Source organism: Aeromonas sp. Marseille-Q7275 (genome assembly GCF_965119515.1).
Genome location: NZ_CBCPLW010000008.1, coordinates 90,517 through 108,309, shown reverse-complemented (window position 1 = coordinate 108,309; position 17,793 = coordinate 90,517). Strand labels below are relative to the sequence as shown.

Annotated in this window: 18 protein-coding genes, 1 tRNA gene, 1 other RNA gene and 1 riboswitch; of the genes, 16 read left to right on the top strand and 4 right to left on the bottom strand. The window is 59.9% G+C overall.

The window, feature by feature from the left end:
• The first annotated feature begins 213 nt into the window (after window positions 1-213).
• From cmk to pyrF, 6 genes are all read left to right on the top strand, one after another.
• Window positions 214-906: a (d)CMP kinase gene (gene cmk, locus ACWPWQ_RS09615; protein ID WP_042649706.1), complete on the top strand. Its 693-nt coding sequence runs from the start codon at window positions 214-216 to the stop codon at window positions 904-906.
• 93 nt (window positions 907-999) lie between these two features.
• The gene (rpsA, locus tag ACWPWQ_RS09610; protein ID WP_005327816.1) at window positions 1,000-2,670 is read left to right on the top strand and encodes a 30S ribosomal protein S1; all 1,671 of its coding nucleotides are present in this window, start codon (window positions 1,000-1,002) and stop codon (window positions 2,668-2,670) included.
• Between the two features lie 92 nt (window positions 2,671-2,762).
• Window positions 2,763-3,047: an integration host factor subunit beta gene (ihfB, locus tag ACWPWQ_RS09605; protein WP_005299934.1), complete on the top strand. Its 285-nt coding sequence runs from the start codon at window positions 2,763-2,765 to the stop codon at window positions 3,045-3,047.
• Window positions 3,048-3,203: 156 nt separating this feature from the next.
• Window positions 3,204-3,488 carry a LapA family protein gene (locus ACWPWQ_RS09600; protein WP_005327818.1) on the top strand — a complete coding sequence of 95 codons (285 nt, stop codon included), beginning with the start codon at window positions 3,204-3,206 and terminating at the stop codon, window positions 3,486-3,488.
• 9 nt (window positions 3,489-3,497) lie between these two features.
• Entirely contained in the window at window positions 3,498-4,664 is a 1,167-nt protein-coding gene (gene lapB, locus ACWPWQ_RS09595; protein ID WP_234691347.1) for a lipopolysaccharide assembly protein LapB, read from the top strand.
• Between the two features lie 151 nt (window positions 4,665-4,815).
• Window positions 4,816-5,514, top strand: a complete 699-nt coding sequence (gene pyrF, locus ACWPWQ_RS09590; protein WP_202045902.1) for an orotidine-5'-phosphate decarboxylase — start codon at window positions 4,816-4,818, stop codon at window positions 5,512-5,514.
• 108 nt (window positions 5,515-5,622) lie between these two features.
• On the opposite strand, the gene rrtA is transcribed toward pyrF, so the two are convergent.
• On the bottom strand, window positions 5,623-6,201 hold the full coding sequence (gene rrtA, locus ACWPWQ_RS09585; protein WP_454009651.1) for a rhombosortase: 579 nt from the start codon (window positions 6,199-6,201) through the stop codon (window positions 5,623-5,625).
• Here rrtA and ACWPWQ_RS09580 point away from each other — a divergent pair.
• The 5 genes from ACWPWQ_RS09580 (at window position 6,167) to ACWPWQ_RS09560 (ending at window position 9,054) form a co-directional block, all read left to right on the top strand.
• Window positions 6,167-6,811: a tRNA-uridine aminocarboxypropyltransferase gene (locus ACWPWQ_RS09580; protein ID WP_454009650.1), complete on the top strand. Its 645-nt coding sequence runs from the start codon at window positions 6,167-6,169 to the stop codon at window positions 6,809-6,811. The two genes, rrtA and ACWPWQ_RS09580, sit on opposite strands and share 35 nt — an antisense overlap.
• A gap of 28 nt (window positions 6,812-6,839) precedes the next feature.
• On the top strand, window positions 6,840-7,529 hold the full coding sequence (gene queC / locus ACWPWQ_RS09575) for a 7-cyano-7-deazaguanine synthase QueC (RefSeq protein WP_454009649.1): 690 nt from the start codon (window positions 6,840-6,842) through the stop codon (window positions 7,527-7,529).
• 61 nt (window positions 7,530-7,590) lie between these two features.
• Window positions 7,591-8,262: a 7-carboxy-7-deazaguanine synthase QueE gene (gene queE / locus ACWPWQ_RS09570; protein WP_454009648.1), complete on the top strand. Its 672-nt coding sequence runs from the start codon at window positions 7,591-7,593 to the stop codon at window positions 8,260-8,262.
• Between the two features lies 1 nt (window position 8,263).
• Window positions 8,264-8,494 (top strand): DUF3820 family protein, encoded by a 231-nt coding sequence (locus ACWPWQ_RS09565; protein WP_005327834.1) that lies wholly within the window; start codon window positions 8,264-8,266, stop codon window positions 8,492-8,494.
• On the top strand, window positions 8,491-9,054 hold the full coding sequence (locus ACWPWQ_RS09560) for a cob(I)yrinic acid a,c-diamide adenosyltransferase (protein WP_043133473.1): 564 nt from the start codon (window positions 8,491-8,493) through the stop codon (window positions 9,052-9,054). The genes ACWPWQ_RS09565 and ACWPWQ_RS09560 overlap by 4 nt, the downstream gene beginning before the upstream one ends.
• Before the next feature lie 71 nt (window positions 9,055-9,125).
• On the opposite strand, the gene ACWPWQ_RS09555 is transcribed toward ACWPWQ_RS09560, so the two are convergent.
• Entirely contained in the window at window positions 9,126-9,530 is a 405-nt protein-coding gene (locus ACWPWQ_RS09555) for an H-NS family histone-like protein (protein ID WP_025327182.1), read from the bottom strand.
• Between the two features lie 320 nt (window positions 9,531-9,850).
• Window positions 9,851-10,022, top strand: a riboswitch (Lysine riboswitch).
• Between the two features lie 85 nt (window positions 10,023-10,107).
• Here ACWPWQ_RS09555 and ACWPWQ_RS09550 point away from each other — a divergent pair.
• Both ACWPWQ_RS09550 and ACWPWQ_RS09545 read left to right on the top strand, forming a co-directional pair.
• Window positions 10,108-11,688, top strand: a complete 1,581-nt coding sequence (locus ACWPWQ_RS09550) for a Na+/H+ antiporter NhaC family protein (protein ID WP_202045897.1) — start codon at window positions 10,108-10,110, stop codon at window positions 11,686-11,688.
• An 86-nt stretch (window positions 11,689-11,774) separates the two neighbouring features.
• On the top strand, window positions 11,775-12,356 hold the full coding sequence (locus ACWPWQ_RS09545) for a thymidine kinase (RefSeq protein WP_454009647.1): 582 nt from the start codon (window positions 11,775-11,777) through the stop codon (window positions 12,354-12,356).
• Between the two features lie 54 nt (window positions 12,357-12,410).
• Here the strand turns inward: ACWPWQ_RS09545 and ACWPWQ_RS09540 are convergent, their stop codons facing one another.
• Window positions 12,411-13,748 carry a flavohemoglobin expression-modulating QEGLA motif protein gene (locus ACWPWQ_RS09540; protein WP_454009646.1) on the bottom strand — a complete coding sequence of 446 codons (1,338 nt, stop codon included), beginning with the start codon at window positions 13,746-13,748 and terminating at the stop codon, window positions 12,411-12,413.
• Between the two features lie 159 nt (window positions 13,749-13,907).
• On the opposite strand from ACWPWQ_RS09540, the gene ACWPWQ_RS09535 reads away from it, so the two are divergent.
• From ACWPWQ_RS09535 to ACWPWQ_RS09525, 3 genes are all read left to right on the top strand, one after another.
• Window positions 13,908-14,363 (top strand): type III secretion system chaperone family protein, encoded by a 456-nt coding sequence (locus ACWPWQ_RS09535; RefSeq protein ID WP_161507131.1) that lies wholly within the window; start codon window positions 13,908-13,910, stop codon window positions 14,361-14,363.
• Between the two features lie 146 nt (window positions 14,364-14,509).
• Window positions 14,510-14,597: transfer RNA gene (locus tag ACWPWQ_RS09530), tRNA-Ser, on the top strand.
• Between the two features lie 55 nt (window positions 14,598-14,652).
• A non-coding RNA gene (locus ACWPWQ_RS09525) (RtT sRNA) lies at window positions 14,653-14,781 on the top strand.
• Between the two features lie 223 nt (window positions 14,782-15,004).
• On the opposite strand, the gene katG is transcribed toward ACWPWQ_RS09525, so the two are convergent.
• The gene (katG, locus tag ACWPWQ_RS09520) at window positions 15,005-17,179 is read right to left on the bottom strand and encodes a catalase/peroxidase HPI (RefSeq protein WP_454009645.1); all 2,175 of its coding nucleotides are present in this window, start codon (window positions 17,177-17,179) and stop codon (window positions 15,005-15,007) included.
• Window positions 17,180-17,793 lie beyond the last annotated feature (614 nt).

Below are 17,793 nucleotides of genomic sequence, written 5' to 3'. Positions count from 1 at the left end.
TGCCTCACCCCTAACAACCATAAGAACAAAAGCTTGTATTCAGGAATGATCCACTCGATTGGTCATAATAGGCGCAATCGCGACGACTTTTGCGCAATTGTGCGCCTCGACAACTGCCAGCGCCGGTGCATTCGGGTATAATCGGCGCCCATTACCCCTCCCGACAGGGATGCGGGCAACCAGTCAACATGCCGAGTGCGCAGGAGAAAAGTTATGCCTCAGATGGCCCCCGTGATGACAATTGATGGCCCGAGTGGAGCCGGTAAAGGCACCCTGTGCCAGCTGTTGGCAGAGAAACTGGGTTGGCACCTGCTCGACTCCGGTGCCATCTACCGGGTACTGGCGCTGGCGGCCTTGCACCACGATGTGGAGCTCGATGCCGAAGCCGCGCTGGTGCCCCTGGCCGCCAATCTGGACGTGCAGTTCCAGGTTGACGGCGGACAGGTCAAGGTGGTGCTGGAAGGGGAGGATGTTTCCCGTACCATCCGCTCCCAGGAAGTGAGCGATGCCGCCAGCAAGGTCGCCGTCTTCCCCCGCGTGCGCGAGGCTCTGCTGCGCCGCCAGCGAGCCTTCCGCCAGTTGCCGGGCCTCATTGCCGATGGCCGTGACATGGGCACAGTGGTTTTCCCCGAGGCCGAGGTGAAGATTTTCCTCGATGCCAGCGCGGAGGAGCGGGCGCAGCGCCGCTATAAGCAGTTGCAAGATAAGGGCTTTGATGTTAACTTTGAGCGTCTTTTAACCGAGATTCGGGAACGTGACGACCGCGACAGAAATCGCGCCGTTGCCCCCCTGAAACCCGCGGAAGATGCTCTTGTGGTAGACTCAACGTCTATGACCATAGATGACGTACTGGCAACGGTGCTCGCCTATGCGGAGCAACAACTTGGTGATGTCAGCACCAGCTGATGTCAGTCGTCTGCACCATGGATGGCGCAGATAATTTAAAACAACCCCGCTTGTGCCGGATTGCGAGTGGATGTTTCATTTGTGACACAAACAATGATCGAATCTTTTGCTCAACTCTTTGAAGAGTCCCTGAACGCCGTTGAAACCCGTCAAGGTTCCATCGTCAAGGGCACCGTCGTTGCTATCGAGAACGGTTTTGTACTGGTTGACGCCGGTCTGAAATCCGAGTCTGCCATTCCTGCTGAAGAGTTCAAGAACGCCCTGGGCGAGCTGGAAATCAATGTAGGCGACACCGTTGACGTGGCTCTGGACTCTATCGAAGATGGTTTCGGCGAAACCAAGCTGTCCCGCGAAAAAGCCAAGCGCCACGAAGCCTGGCTGCAGCTTGAGAAGGCATACGAAGAGCAAGCTACCGTTATCGGTATCATCAACGGCAAGGTCAAGGGTGGTTTCACCGTTGAGCTGAACGGCATCCGTGCCTTCCTGCCGGGTTCTCTGGTTGACGTGCGTCCGATCCGTGACACCGCTCACCTGGAAAACAAAGAACTCGAGTTCAAGGTCATCAAGCTGGACCAGAAGCGCAACAACGTTGTCGTTTCCCGTCGTGCCGTGATCGAAACCGAGAACACCTCCGAGCGCGAAAGCCTGCTGGCCAACCTGCAAGAAGGTCAAGAAGTTAAGGGTATCGTCAAGAACCTGACCGACTACGGTGCATTCGTAGATCTGGGCGGCGTTGACGGCCTGCTGCACATCACCGACATGGCGTGGAAGCGCGTTAAGCATCCTTCCGAAATCGTCAACGTTGGCGACGAGATCGCAGTCAAGGTTCTGAAGTTCGACCGCGAGCGTACCCGTGTATCCCTGGGTCTGAAGCAGCTGGGCGAAGATCCCTGGGTTGCTATCGCCAAGCGTTACCCGGAGACCACCCGTCTGTCTGGCCGCGTGACCAACCTGACCGACTACGGCTGCTTCGTTGAAATCGAAGAAGGCGTTGAAGGCCTGGTACACGTATCCGAGATGGATTGGACCAACAAGAACATCCACCCGTCCAAGGTTGTCAACGTTGGCGACGTGGTTGACGTGATGGTTCTGGACATCGACGAAGAGCGTCGTCGTATCTCCCTGGGTCTGAAGCAGTGCAAATCCAACCCGTGGCAGCTGTTTGCCGAAACTCACGCCAAGGGCGACCGTGTTTCCGGCAAGATCAAGTCCATCACTGACTTCGGTATCTTCATCGGTCTGGACGGCGGCATCGACGGCCTGGTTCACCTGTCTGACATCTCCTGGAACAACCAGGGCGAAGAAGCAGTTCGTGAATTCAAGAAGGGCGACGAAATCGAAGCCGTTGTTCTGCAAGTGGACCCGGAGCGCGAGCGCATCTCCCTGGGTGTCAAGCAGATCGAAGAAGACCCGTTCAACAAGTACCTGTCTGACAACAAGAAAGGTGCTATCGTGAAGGGTAAGGTTACCGAGGTTGATGCCAAGGGTGCCGTGATCGAACTGGCTGACGGCGTGGAAGGCTACCTGCGTGCCTCCGACGCTGCTCGTGACCGTGTAGAAGACGCCACTCTGGTGCTGTCTGTTGGTGACGAAGTTGAAGCCAAATTCATGGGTGTTGATCGCAAGAACCGTACCGTAAGCCTGTCTGTCCGTGCCAAGGACGAGGCTGACGAGCGTGTTGCCATCGACAGCCTGAACCAACAAGAAGAAGTTGTGTTCAGCAATGCCATGATGGAAGCGTTCAAAGCCGCCAAGGGTGAGTAATCCTTGATGCAAGAAAAGGGCGGCTTCACGCCGCCCTTTTTTATCTTGGCATAATGAAAATTGCATGTGATCGGGGAAGGAGATTTAACCTTATGACCAAATCAGATCTCATCGAACAATTGGCTGCCAGCCGCATGCATATGCCGGCCAAAGATGTCGAAGCCGCCATCAAGGAGATCCTTGAGCAGATGGCATCGACCTTGCAAAACGGCGACCGGATTGAAATCCGAGGATTTGGAAGTTTCTCACTGCACTATCGTGCGCCCCGCGTGGGTCGCAACCCCAAGACTGGGGACAAGGTTGAACTGACCGGGAAATATGTCCCGCATTTCAAGCCTGGTAAAGAGTTGCGCGAACGCGTGAACATCATCGAATAATGCAGAAAATGGCATACCTGGGTATGCCTTTTTTATTTTTACGTCTTTAGATATGTGATTTGTCAGGTTTCTCGCAGTCTTTTCCCATTCGCTCTAGAGTCTGCCTGTGATTTTAAGGATAATCAGTCTCTCATTAGCTACAGACAGGGAGATCTTATGAAGCGTATCTTGGCCCTCATCCCATTGGTGCTGGTGTTTGTACTGACCCTCGCCATTGGTTCGCAAAATGGCCAGCTGGTGCAGTTCAACTATCTCATCGCCCAGGGGGAGTTCTCTCTCTCCATGCTGCTGGGGTTCTTCTTTGCCGGTGGCTTCCTGTTGGGCTGGCTGGTGTTCGGTCTGCTCTTCCTGCGCTTGAAACTGCAAAACCGTACCCTTAGTCGCACCATGCGTCGTCAATCCCGTGAGTTGGAGCTAGCCCGGTCGCCAGCCAAGGAATAATGTCCCTCGATGCTTGAACTGCTTTTCCTGCTGTTGCCGATTGCCGCTGGTTATGGCTGGTACATGGGACGCAGGAGTGTTCGCCAGGACACCCAGCAACAGAGTAACCAGTTTTCCCGCCAGTACGTGGCGGGCCTCAACTATTTGCTGTCTGACGAGTCGGACAAGGCGGTGGATCTCTTTATCCAGCTGCTGGAAGTCGACAGCGAAACCATCGAAACCCATCTCTCCCTCGGCAACCTGTTTCGTCAGCGGGGGGAGGTCGATCGTGCCATCAAGATCCACCAGAACCTGGTCGCCCGCCAGCTGACCCGGGAGCAGCGTCAGCTCGCGCTGCAGGAGCTGGCCCGGGATTTCCTGGCTGCCGGCCTGCTGGACCGGGCCGAAGCGCTCTGGAAGGAGCTGTGCGAAGACAGCGACTTTGAAGAGACGGCTCTGGCGCAGTTGCTCATCATCCATCAACAGCTGCGTGACTGGGACAAGGCCATCGAGGTCGCCATTCGCCTGCAGAAATTCCAGGGCAAGAAGCTGGCGGAGCCCATCTCCCATTTCTACTGCGAGCAGGCGGAGAGCGCCTTGCGCGACGGTGACAAGGGGGCGGGGATCGCCAAGTTCAAGCGGGCGCTCGCAGCCCACCCTGCCTGTGCTCGGGCCAGCCTGCGTCTGGCCGATCTGTCGATGGAGGAGGGCAAGTTCGAGGAGGCCAGCAAGGATCTGCTGCGGGTGTTCGAGCAGGACATGGATTTTGCCTCCGAGGCCATGCCTAGGCTGCTCGATTGCTATCAGCAGCTTGGCCGCACCCAGGAGCTGATCCCGCTGCTGGAGAAGGCGGTGGAGGATCATGCCGGTGTCAGCGTGACCCTGGCCCTGGCCAATTTGGTGGAGGCGCGCGACGGCCTGAGCCAGGCCCGCGCCCTGGTGCTGCGCCAGCTGCGGCGCCACCCCTCCATGAAGGGGTTTTACCAGCTGGTGGGCTTCCAGCTGGCGAGCGCCGAGGAGGGACCCGCCAAGGAGAGTCTGGAGCTGCTGCAGCAGCTGGTCGGCGAGCAGATCAAGATAAAATCGACCCACAAGTGCCGCCAGTGCGGCTTTGCCACCCATTCGCTGTTCTGGCAGTGTCCCTCCTGCCGGCAGTGGGGCTCCATCAAGCCTATCCGTGGCCTGGATGGTGAATAGCCCTTAGTGACAAAAAGTCCGTCCCCGCGCGTCTCGAGCGGGGGCGGCAAGCCGAACCTGGCGCAAACCCGAGTGAGCAAGACGCCAGACTGCGACCGGCTCGCCGGCCGTGTCGAGTCTGGATGTGGCATAACAACCCATAGGAAGTGACATGCAAGACCCCAAAGTACTGGTCGCGCTGGATTATCAGCACGAAGCCGATGCCTTCGCCTTCATTGAACAGATCTCTCCGGCCGAGTGCCGCCTCAAGGTGGGCAAGGAGATGTTTACCCTGTTTGGCCCCCAGTTCGTGCGCCAGCTGGTGGCCAAGGGCTTCGAGGTGTTCCTGGATCTGAAGTTTCACGACATTCCCAATACGGTTGCCAAGGCCGTGGCGGCGAGTGCCGAGCTCGGGGTCTGGATGGTGAACGTCCATGCCAGCGGGGGAGAGCGCATGATGCGCGCTGCCAGGGAGGCGCTGCTGCCCTATGGCGACAAGGCGCCTTGGCTTATCGGTGTGACCGTGCTGACCAGCATGGAGCAGTCCGACATGGCGCCCCTGGGTCTGGATGTGAGTCCGGCCGAGCAGGTGATCCGGCTGGCCACCCTCGCCAAAACGGCAGGGCTGGACGGCGTGGTCTGCTCCGCCGAGGAGGCTCGCGAGTTGAAAACCTTGCTCGGCTCTGACTTCAAGCTGGTGACCCCGGGCATTCGCCCGAGCGGATCGGCGGCCGGGGATCAACGCCGGGTCATGACGCCGCTGGCGGCGGTGGAGGCGGGGGCCGACTACCTGGTGATAGGCCGCCCCATTACCCAGGCGGCGGATCCGGCTGCCGTGCTGGGGGCGATCAACGCCGAGCTCTGCCGATAAGGGGCCGACCCCTGAATGACAACAGGCCGGATTGCAGATCCGGCCTGTTGCGTTTTGATGGGTAGCTGAGCGCTGCTGCTAATGAGTGGCAGCCCTTAACCGCAGGGGTCAGGGCTTGACGGTCTGCACACCCAGGCCGATGGGGAAGAGGCCGAGCAGCAGGCCGGCGGCCGAGCCGATGAGATGCGACTCTATGTGCACCCTGGCGCCAATGAGGGCAGAGACAGGGCTCTCGCCCGCACTGTAAAAATCCAGCCCGAGCTTGATGACGATGCCAAGCAGCATGAGCCAGCCCGAGTAGCGACGATAGCGGATATCCTGCATGGCCCCCCACACGAACACGCCGTGCAGCAGGCCGGAGAGCCCCATGTACCATTGGGTCTGCGGGCACCACCACCAGATCCCGAGCCCAACGGCCGTCCCCAGCAGCAGGAGCAGCACGGGCAGGCGCCAGCCCGTCAGGTATTCGCGAAACAGGCTGTAGAGCACCGCAAGCCCGCTCAGGTTGAGCAACAGGTGCCATCCGTTGGTGTGGGCCAGATTGCCTGTTATGATGCGCCACCCTTCGCCCTGGGCGATCAGGTCGCGATCGAAGGAGAGCTGGTGGTTCGGTACGGTGAAGAAGAGCAAGGCAGTGACGAGCGAAAGCGTGATGACCCAGAGCAGACCCGATTTTTCTGACAACATGAAACAACCCAACGACAGAGAGAGCCGATACTGTACACGCTGTGCCCGAGCCCTCAAAGCCTGCCTGTGTGAATATATCCGGCAGGTGCCCCACCTCGCACCGCTCCATATCCTGCAGCACCCCAACGAGGTCGCCCACCCCAAGGGAACGGCCGCCCTGTTGGCCGCCTCCCTCAGCCATGCCCGCATTCACGTGGGGGAGAGCTTCGCCGATGCCGACTGGCTCAATGCCCTGCTCGCCGACCCCAAGGTGCAGTGCTATCTGCTGTGGCCCGATGATGAGGCCCTGACCCTGGCGCAGGTGCGTGAGGGCCGTGAGCAAGCCAAAGAGGTGCACTTCATCCTGCTCGATGGCACCTGGCGCAAGGCCTATCGCATGTTGCACAGCAACCCGGCCCTGTTGGGGTTGCCGAGGATCACCCTCGGCGCCATGGCGGGGCAATATTCCATTCGCAAGAAGCCGTTTCCCGAGGCGCTGTCGACCCTGGAGGCGGGCTACCATCTGTTATCCCAGTGGGAAGGGGAGCCCGAGCGCTTCGCCCCGCTGATGAACCTCTTTACCGAGTTGAACCGGCAGTGGCATGACTTTGCCCAAGGTCGCCGTGCCTGAATCTGAATTGCAAACAGGAGTGATGAACGTGAAAAAAGCCGTCGTGGTATTCAGTGGTGGTCAGGACAGTACCACCTGTCTGGTGCAGGCCCTAGCCCTCTATGATGAAGTGCACGCCATCACCTTCGACTATGGCCAGCGTCATCGGGAGGAGATCGAGACCGCTCGCCGTCTGGCCGGGCAGCTCGGGATTGCCGCCCACAAGGTGATGGATGTGACCATGCTGGGTGAGCTGGCCGTCTCGGCCCTGACCCGTGACGACATCCCGGTCAGCGGTGAGTTGCAGGACAACGGCCTGCCCAACACCTTCGTGCCGGGTCGCAACATACTGTTTCTGACCCTGGCGGCCATCTATGCCTATCAGGTCGGTGCCGACACCCTGATCACCGGGGTGTGCGAGACCGACTTCTCCGGTTATCCCGATTGCCGCGACGACTTCGTCAAGGCCCTCAATCAGGCTGTGTCGCTGGGGCTGGATCGCGCCATTCGCTTCGAGACCCCTCTGATGTGGCTCGACAAGGCGGAAACCTGGGCCCTGGCGGATCACTATGGCCACCTCGAGACGGTGCGCCAGCAGACGCTCACCTGCTACAACGGCATCCAGGGGGATGGCTGTGGCACTTGCCCTGCCTGCGAGCTGCGCAGCCGCGGCCTGCAGCGCTATCTGGACGACAAGGCGGGCATCATGACCAGCTTGCGCGAGAAAACCGGATTGTGATCCTGCCTCTTTCGCGGGTTTGGGGTATAATCCGCGCCTTTTGCAGCAAGCCGTGACCGAGATGCACTACCCAATCAACGAGATCTTCCAGACCATCCAGGGGGAGGGCGTCTTTACCGGCGTACCCGCCATCTTCGTTCGCCTGCAAGGCTGCCCCGTGGGCTGCCCCTGGTGCGATACCCGCCATACCTGGGTGGTGGATCCTGCCCGTGAGGTGGGCAGCCGCGAGGTGCTCGACCGATCCAACGAGTCCGACGGCTGGAGCAAGATGAGCACGGGCGAGATCCTGGGGAGCTTCGAGACCCTGGGTTACCGGGCGCGTCATGTGGTGTTGACCGGTGGCGAGCCCTGTCTCTACGATCTACACGAACTCTCGTCGGCCCTGCTGGCGGCGGGATATCAGGTGCAGATCGAAACCAGTGGTACCAGCGAGATCCTGACCCACGCGCAGACCTGGGTCACCGTCTCCCCCAAGATCGGCATGAAGGGGGGCTTGCCTGTGCTGGTATCGGCTCTGGAGCGGGCCAACGAGATCAAGCATCCGGTGGCCACCGAGCGCCACATCGAGGAGCTCGATGCCCTGCTGGAAACCGCCAGCCTGCGTCCCGACGTGGTGATCGCATTGCAGCCCATCAGCCAGAAGCCCAGAGCCACCGAGCTGGCCATGGCGACCTGCATCGCCCGTAATTGGCGGCTCTCCATCCAGACCCATAAATATCTGAATATCGATTGATATGGACAGACTCTCCGATGAGCGGGTATTGCTCACCCTGGCGGGCAAGATGCCCTACGGTAAATATCAGGGGCGACGCATCATAGATATTCCAGAGCCCTATCTGGTATGGATGGCGCGCAGCGGTTTTCCGGCTGGTGCGCTGGGCCAAACCCTGGCACTGGCGTACGAGATAAAACTCAATGGATTGGAGTCCATGATTATTCCCATTATTAACAGGATGTCAGAATGAGAATATATACCCGGCAAGGGGACAAGGGCCTCACGCGGCTGGCTGATGGCTCCTCCCTTGCAAAAGATGACCGGCGGGTCGAGACCTATGGCGCCATTGACGAGCTCAATTCCCAGATAGGTCTGCTGATGGCAGAAATACCCGAGAATGAGCCGGCATTATTGGCTCAACTCATATTGCTGCAGCAGGAGCTATTTGATTTGGGTGGGGAGCTGGCGTTTTCCAGCGAGGCGCAAAATGCCTCCCTGTGGCAGGTCAATGAGGCCTGGACGGCGCGGCTGGAGCAACAGATTGATGCTTACAGCGCCCAGTTGCCGGTATTGCGCAATTTCATTCTGCCGAGCGGTTCGCGGGCGGCGGCGCAGGCCCATGTGGTGCGCACCCTGACCCGTCGCTGCGAGCGGCTGCTGCTCGGCCTGAGCCGGGAAGAGCAGGTGAACCCGGCGATCCTGCCCTATCTGAATCGGCTAAGTGACTGGTTTTTCACGGTGGCCAGATACTTGCTGGTCTCTGCCGGTACCCCGGAAGTGCTCTGGGTCAAGGCGGCAGACAGGCGCTGAGGCGCCCGGCATGGAAACAATAAAAAACCTCGCATGGCGAGGTTTTTTATTGGGCGGGGCTGTGCTTCAGATCAGATGGCAAAGTCTTCCACGGATTTGCCTTCGGCCACGGCCTTGGCAATGGCGGAGGGCATGCGGCCCTGGCCGGTCCAGGTTTTTTCCACGCCATTGTCCAGATAACGATATTTGGCGGGGCGGGGGGCGCGTTTGCCTTTGCTGGCCTTGGTGCTTTCGGTGGCAACTGTGCCCACCAATTCGGCAGGATCTATCCCTGCGGCTTTCAACATTTCGGCGTATTCGGCAATTTTCTTCTGATGTTCTTCACGGGCCTGGCGTTCGGCAGATTCATCCTGCTGGCGCTCGGCGACCACCTCGGACAATTTCTGCAGTCCCTCTTCCAGTTGCTCCAGAGACAAATCGCGGCAGGCTGCGCGCAGACTACGGATATTCAGCAGAATTTTCAGAAATTCGTTCATATTGGCTACCACGCGAGCAGAAATATTAATGGGAAGGGCTGGTTTTTCGATAATTTATAGGGGGGATTGGCACCAAGTCAAGCCTGCCAAAATAATTAATTAGGCAGATAAATAAAGTCCGGTAATTATTCACACCGCCCGCTTTATTCTCTTTGCAGGAGTTTCATTTCCGAATGAGTGCCGAGTAGATGAAAATATCGACCATGTCGTATTTTATGAACCATTTGACTACCATTTTTCCGCTTTTCGCCACACAAGCCTTGAAATTTAATCAAAAAACTTGCTATCACCCGGTGGCTCGATAAAATGTGCCGCGAATACCTTTAAGTAGAGGCGCGCTGCCTATGAGTAACCGAGCGGAGGGTGATGCCTGCGATGCTCGATGAAAGGAGTCGGCGCCGAAGTGACCAGGCCATCATACCGGGTTGCTGGTTCTGCATCGAACAGGTGCAGGACTGCCATAGTCATCCACTATGGAGCGCTACCTGAAGGGGCTGAGGAGTATGCCCGCCCTGGGTTTTGTTTCTTTGATCCTCTCGGTAGATCTCCACCTGTTGTCTTTAGGTGCAAAGAGATCATGGACATCGTTCATTACGCCGACTCCGGTTGGTCCGTCGTTCCCCCCCTGTTGGCCGTCGCCCTTGCGATCATCACCCGCCGCGTCCTGGTGTCGCTGGGGGTGGGCATAGTCGCAGGCAGTCTGCTGCTCAACCAGTTCTCCCCCCTCGAATCCCTGCATTACATGCTGAACACCGTGCTCAAGATCTTCTGGGTCGACGGTGCGCTCAACCGGGACAACGTCAACATGATCCTGTTCATGTTGCTGCTGGGGGGCCTCATCAGCCTGATGAGCGTCTCCGGGGCGACCCGGGCCTTCGCCGAGTGGGCCGCGCGCCGCGCCAAGACCCGCAAGGGGGCCAAGGCCCTCACCGGCATGATGGTGTTCGCCTTCTTCATCGACGACTTCTTCCACAGCCTGTCGGTGGGGGCCATCTGCCGCCCGGTCACCGATCGCTTCCAGATCTCCCGCGCCAAGCTGGCCTATCTGCTGGACTCCACCGCGGCGCCGGTCTGCGTGCTGATGCCCATCTCCTCCTGGGGCGCCTACATCATCGCCCTGGTGGGCGGCATCATGGCGGCCCATGGTCTGACCGATCAGAGCCCCATCTCCGCCTTCGTCGAGATGATCCCGATGAACCTCTATGCGGTCTTCACCCTGATCATGGTGCTGGTGGTGATCGCCTTCCAGCTCGACATCGGCGCCATGCGTCAACACGAGCAGTGGGCGCTGGAGGGCAAGCTGTGGGATGAGTCCAAGGGCCGTCCCATCGGCCTGGACATGGAGTCTCCCGAGGAGAGCAATGGCGGCATGATCGACATGGTGCTGCCGATCCTGACCCTGACCCTGGCCACCGTCTATTTCATGATAGATTCCGGCGCCGCCGTGCTGGCCGACAAAGGCCTGCCGTTCAGCGTGCTCGGCTCATTCGAGAACACCAACGTCGGCTCCTCTCTGGTCTATGGCGCCCTGTGCAGCCTGGTGGTCTCCATCGGTCTGGCCATGCGCCTCAAGCTGGGTGCCAGCAACTGGATGAAGGCGGCCCCCCAGGGGATCATGGCCATGCTGCCCGCCATCAACATCCTGCTGTTTGCCTGGACCATAGGCGCCGTGGTGCGCGACGTGGAGACCGGCAAGTACCTGGCTTCCATGGCCAATGGCAACCTGCCGATCGAGGTGTTGCCGGCTGTGGTCTTTATCCTCTCCTGCGCCATGGCCTTTGCCACCGGCACCAGCTGGGGTACCTTCGGCATCATGCTGCCGCTGGCCGGCGACATGGCGGCCGCCAGCGACATCAGCCTGATGCTGCCGATGCTGGCCGCCGTGCTGGCGGGCTCCGTGTTCGGTGATCACAGCTCACCCATCTCCAGCACCAGCATATTGTCGGCCACCGGCGCCGGCTGCCATCACATCGATCACGTGATGACCCAGCTGCCCTATGCGCTCGCCATCGCCTTCGGTGCCGCGCTCGGTTACCTGGTGATGGGGCTGATGCACTCGGTGCTGGCTGGCTTCACTGTCAGCGCGCTCTGGTTCCTGATCTTCTCCGGTTATCATTTGCGCAAGGCTCGGATGCACCGCGCCCTGGCCGTCGCATAAAGAGAACAAGGGGCCCACGGGCCCCTTGGTTTTGGCAGGGGCTTTGGTTAGCATGCCCCCCATCAATCCCGTTTCGGAACCCCATCATGGCTTCACTGCACTACAAATTCGCCACCATGAACTCGGGCAAGTCGACCCAGCTCATCCAGGCTCACTTCAACTATCTGGAGCGTGGCATGGTTCCGCTGGCCATGACCCCCGCCATCGATGACCGCTTCGGTCCGGGGATCATCAGCGCCAGGGTCGGGCTGGAGCTGAAGGTGGAGGTCTTCAGCGACAGCTGCGATCTGTTCGAGATGGTCAAGGCGCGCCATGCAAATCGCCATATCGATGTGTTCATCGTCGACGAGGCGCAGTTCCTGACCCGGGAGCAGGTGTATCAGCTCGCCCGCATCGTCGATGAGCAGGACATACCGGTGATCGCCTACGGCCTCAAGACCGATTTTCGCGGCGAGCTGTTCCCCGGCTCCTACCACCTGCTCTGCCTGGCGGACAAGTTCGAGGAGCTCAAAAGCATCTGCTGGTGCGGCAACAAGGCGCACATGAACTCTCGCGTCAACGAGGCAGGGCAGGTGATGCGCGACGGCGAGCAGGTGGAGATAGGGGGGAACGATCGCTATGTGTCGCTCTGCCGCAAGCACTATCTGGAAGGACGGGCTTACAGGTAAGCCACAGCATGGATAAGGGCGCCTCGTGGGCGCCCTTTTTTGTCGACGAAGGGTTCAGTCTATCTCTATGTCCACCGGCGCTATGATGGGGTCGGCCACCGGCAGGCGGTGGAACAGCTGGCGAAAATGCTGCTGTACCCGGCCTATGTCCACCAGGGACATGCCGGAGGCGAAGCCGAACCAGACATAGAGGCCGGTGAGATCGCGAAACATGGGGGGCAGGTAGCGGGGGGCGTCGATGAGCCCCTCCAGATAGTGCTGATAGAGCACGGGGATGTCGTCCAGGGTCACCTTGCCGACGAACAGCATGGGCAGGATCTCCGGCACCCCTTCCAGCACGGCGCTGCGGATGAAGTTGACCGTCTCCACATAGCCCTTCACATAGGAGAGATCCTTGGTGAAGCAGGCGCCTCCCTCGACCATGCCGCCCCTAAACACCCGCTGGGTGATCTTGTAGGCATCGTGTTCGCTGGCCCCCTTCTCGACGAAGTGGCGGAACACCTCGATAAAATCGGCGCCGCGCTCCGCCATGTCGATGGCCATCACCCGATCCGAGATGCGCTTGGCCCTGTCCGGGAAGGAGCTGAAGGTGAGGGTCTCGATGAGCACGGCCAGCCCCTCCTGGCAGGCAGTGATGCGCGGCGAGCCGGCCCCCAGCCAGGTGGCATAGGATTGCTGGCGGCCGTTGAGGGTGGTGCCCACGTGCACCCAGCCCTCGTGCACCTCCAATACCTGCAAGTCCAGCTCGGAGAAGCGGGCGTGGGAGCTCAGCTTGATGTAATCCCCCCCGGCGGCGGCATCGGAGACGATGCCATCGCTCAGCTTGACCTGCACTGTGCCATCGCTGAAGTAGTTCGACAGCTTGCCCTGCAACCTGGCCACCGCCGCTTCCCCCTCGAACTCCTTGGGGTAGGGGCGCACCAGATGGCGGGCGCCGGGCAGGGAGAAGATGTCGCACAGACGGGCTCCCAGCTCCTTTAACGTCTTGCGATCCCCGCGCAGATGATCGCTCGCCGAGCCGTACAGCAACTGGCTGTAACGTTGGAAGTCCGGCTGCCCGCGCTGGCGCAGCATCTCGATGACCACCATGTACTGATCCACCGTCTCTTGCAGGATCCGGCCCAGATCATCCTGCAGCCCCAATTTTCTGCGGATCCTGTCCCTCAGCTCCTTGAGCTCCAGGTATTTGTTGCGGGGATCGAAATCGAGGGGGAGGGCCTGATAGAAGTCGGCATCGATGGCGGGCAACACTCGTCCGCCCTTGGCGAGAAACTCGGTCTGCAGATGGCGGGGCCATTTGATGGCATCCAGGATGCGAATGGGTTTTTGCAGGGCGAGCAGTTCATCCGAGAGGGATTTGAGGTGCAGGCGATACTTTTCTTGGATGGTCATCGGGCCTTCTGTGGAGGCGAGTACGGTACGAGAATGGCTGAGTATATGCATAGCGCTTGCCAAAAAGAAGCGAGACCGGGGGTGATCCCACCTGTGCGCTTTTGGTTGTCGGAAAATTGGTTTAGACTGCGCCCCTTGATCCTTATTGTGTTCGTGAAAATGATGAATATCCCCAGCTCTGAAATGATAATGCGTTGGCTGCAGCAGGCCCGGATCGAGCACTATGTGTGCGATCAGTGCCACGGCATCCACATGGTCTCCCTGCAGTCCGTCGAGGGCATCCAGGAGAGCCGGATCTTCGTGGAAGAGGAAGGGTTGCTGTTTTCATCCGAACTGGAGGTGCGCCCCTCATCCCTGCTGCCCCTGGTGGCCGAGCTGGGTCGTCTCAACATGCAATACCCGTCCCTCAAGGTGTTCCTCGACATCATAGATGACAACCTGCCGCGCCTCGTCGTGGGCCACACCGTCTTCACCAAGGCGGGTCTCTCCGTCGAGCAGTTCCTGCTGTTTGTCGAAAGCACCACGGCGGCGACCCATGAAGTGGTGTCCGAATGTGAACGCCTCGGCTTCCTTAATCTGCCGGAGATCCAGGTCGCACCGGAATCTGTGCACTGAGTTGCGCGTTTAATGTGCGAACGGTTCGCGGCAGCCAAAAAGCCGTTGACGCCGGCGGGGCTTTCCCCTAAATTACGCCCCGTTCCGGCGCAACAGTGCAGAACATCACGTGGAGATTGAACACGTTAAACGACAGTCGAAAATTTGGTGAGGTGTCCGAGTGGCTGAAGGAGCACGCCTGGAAAGTGTGTATACGGCAACGTATCGAGGGTTCGAATCCCTCCCTCACCGCCAAATTATAAAAAACCGACCTCAGGGTCGGTTTTTTGCATCTGGGCTACCGTGTTCCCTGATGCGTATAAAGGGAGGGTGAGAAGCCTCGCCGGGTTCGAGCAGAGCAGCTTGCTGCGATGAACGGCCGCAGGCCGCCCCGAAGGGGTGAGCCACGAAGTGGCGAATCATCCCTCCCTCACCGCCAAATAAAGTAAAAGGGCCTGTCGCAAGACAGGCCCTTTTACTTTATCCGGTGATGGCGCTCGGTTTGAACCCTGGTTCGACAAGGGGCAGGGCAGTCCGGGTCAATCCAGACCCGCCGCCAATATAAAAACCCGACCTTATGGTCGGGTTTTTGTCTTGTGGTGCCCGGTCATCTCTCACCCATGTCCCTTGAAGCAGGCTAGGCGGCATGCAGAGAGTGCGGGTCAGGCGAGATCGAAGCGATCCAGGTTCATCACCTTGGCCCAGGCCGCCACGAAGTCCTTCACGAACTTCTCCTTCCCGTCCGCACTGGCATAGACCTCCGCCAGGGCCCGCAACTGGGAGTTCGAGCCGAACACCAGATCGACGCGGGTGCCGGTCCACTTCACCTTGCCTGTCTTGCGATCACTCCCCTCGTAGATGCCCTTGGCTCCTGCTGCCGGTTTCCACTCCGTGCCCATGTCGAGCAGGTTGACGAAGAAGTCGTTGGAGAGGGTGCCGGGGGCAGAGGTAAAGACCCCGTGGCAGTTGCCGACATTGGTGCCGAGCACCCGCATGCCGCCCACCAGTACCGTCATCTCGGGGGCACTCAGGGTGAGCAACTGGGCCTTGTCGATCAGCATGGTCTCCGCGAAGGCGGCGCACTCGCCCCCGTAGTTGCGGAACCCGTCGGCGAGGGGCTCGAGCACGGCGAAGGAGTCCACATCGGTCTGGGCCTGGGAGGCATCCATGCGACCCGGCGTGAAGGGCACGGTCACTGTGACCCCCGCCAGTTTGGCCGCCTGTTCGACACCGACGCCGCCGGCCAGCACGATGAGATCGGCGAGGGATATCCGTTTGCCACCGGTGGCCGAGGTGTTGAACCCCTGCTGGATGCCTTCGAGGGTCTTGAGCACCTTGGCCAGCTGTGCCGGTTGGTTGACTGTCCAATCCTTTTGCGGGGCCAGGCGGATGCGGGCACCGTTGGCGCCGCCGCGCTTGTCAGAGCCGCGGAAGGTGGCTGCCGAGGCCCAGGCGGTGGATGCCAGCTCGGCGACGGTCAGGGAGGCCGCCAGGATCTTCTCCTTGAGGGCGGCCACGTCCTTGTCATCGACCAGGGGGTGATTGACGGCGGGGATGGGGTCCTGCCAGATCAGCTCTTCCTTGGGCACTTCCGGCCCCAGATAGCGTGCGATGGGGCCCATGTCCCTGTGGGTCAGCTTGTACCAGGCGCGGGCAAAGGCATCGGCGAAGGCCTGGGGATCCTCATAGAAGTGGCGGGAGATCTTGCCAAACTCGGGGTCAAAGCGCAGGGTCAGGTCGGTGGTCAGCATGGTCGGCTTGTGGAACTTGCCCGGGATATGCGCATCGGGAATGATCTCCGGTGCATCCTTGGCCACCCACTGCTTGGCGCCCGCCGGCGACTTGGTCAGCTCCCACTCGAAGTTGAACAGGTTCTCGAAGAAGTTGTTGCTCCACAGGGCCGGTGTCTTGGTCCAGGTCACTTCGAGGCCGCTCGAGACGGTATCCTTGCCGTGGCCGCTGCCGTAGTCGCTCATCCAGCCCAGACCCTGGGCTTCCAGGGGGGCGGCTTCCGGCTCGGGACCCTTGTGGGATTCGGGGGCGGCGCCGTGGGCCTTGCCGAAGGTGTGGCCACCGGCAATGAGGGCGACTGTCTCTTCGTCATTCATGGCCATACGGCCGAAGGTGGAGCGGATGTCCTTGGCCGCCTCCATGTAGTCACCGCTGGCATTGGGGCCTTCGGGGTTGACGTAGATGAGGCCCATGTGGGTAGCGCCAAAGGGGGCCGCGAGCTCGCGGTCGCCCTTGACCCGGTCGGGGTCGACCCCGAGCCAGGCGATCTCGTCACCCCAGTTGACGTCCTGATCCGGCTCCCACACATCCGGGCGGCCGCCACCAAATCCGAAGGTTCTAAAGCCCATGGACTCCAGCGCGACGTTGCCGGCGAGGATCAGCAGATCGGCCCAGGAGATCTTGTTGCCGTACTTCTGCTTGATGGGCCAGAGCAGGCGACGGGACTTGTCGATGTTGACGTTGTCGGGCCAGCTGTTGAGGGGAGCGAAGCGTTGCTGGCCGCGGCCACCGCCGCCACGGCCATCCGTGATGCGATAGGTGCCTGCGGCGTGCCAGGTCATGCGGATGAACTGGGGACCGTAGTGGCCGAAGTCCGCCGGCCACCACTCCTGGGAGTCTGTCATCAGCTTGACCAGGTCTTTCTTGAGTGCCTTGTAGTCGAGGCTGTTGAATGCCTCGGCATAGTTGAAATCGTTGTCCATGGGATCGGAGCTGGGGGAATGCTGGTGCAGCAGATCCAGCCGCAACTGATTCGGCCACCAATCAAGGTTGGTTCTGCCGACGCCGGCGGTGTGGTTGAAGGGGCATTTGCTTTCTTCACTCATCTCAGTCTCTCCTTGGAGGGCATCTACATTGCTGACACTTAGTATGGGAAGATTTCCACTGCGCTGTGTGGGGTCATGGCAGGGGATCTGTCTGTTGTTGTGCCGCTGGCTTTCAATTACTCCTTTTTTTTCAATATATTGCGTTATTGTGCAGTGAATGGATTACGAAAAGATGAATCACGACCATCTAGTTTAACAATCTATTTACGTTCTGCCCGACTTCCCCTCGCATCAGGCGCGGCGGCAACCTGTGGTGCGCTGCCTGGGCGTAAGTGGTTGCTCGCCCTTATGAGGGAAGCAGACAAGGCATTTGCCTAGTTTTTATCCATATCACGGTCATCGGCATGGAAGCTTGCGCTGCGTCATGGGAAGCAGGGATACATCGGGGCCGTGATGGCTCCGATCATGTCTGTGATCCAGCCAGGGGAGGGGGCAGCACCAGGCGGTGGCATTGACCGACCAGCACAGGGACAAGCGTGAGAGAGCAAGGGGGGAGGGGCAAAGCGCATAAAGAGGGAGCGGAGCGCTCGGGACAGGCGGCGAGGCTGGGGCGCAGGCACAAAAAAACCGGCGCAGGGCCGGTTTTGATGAGGGCATCAGATGCCCGGTTCATG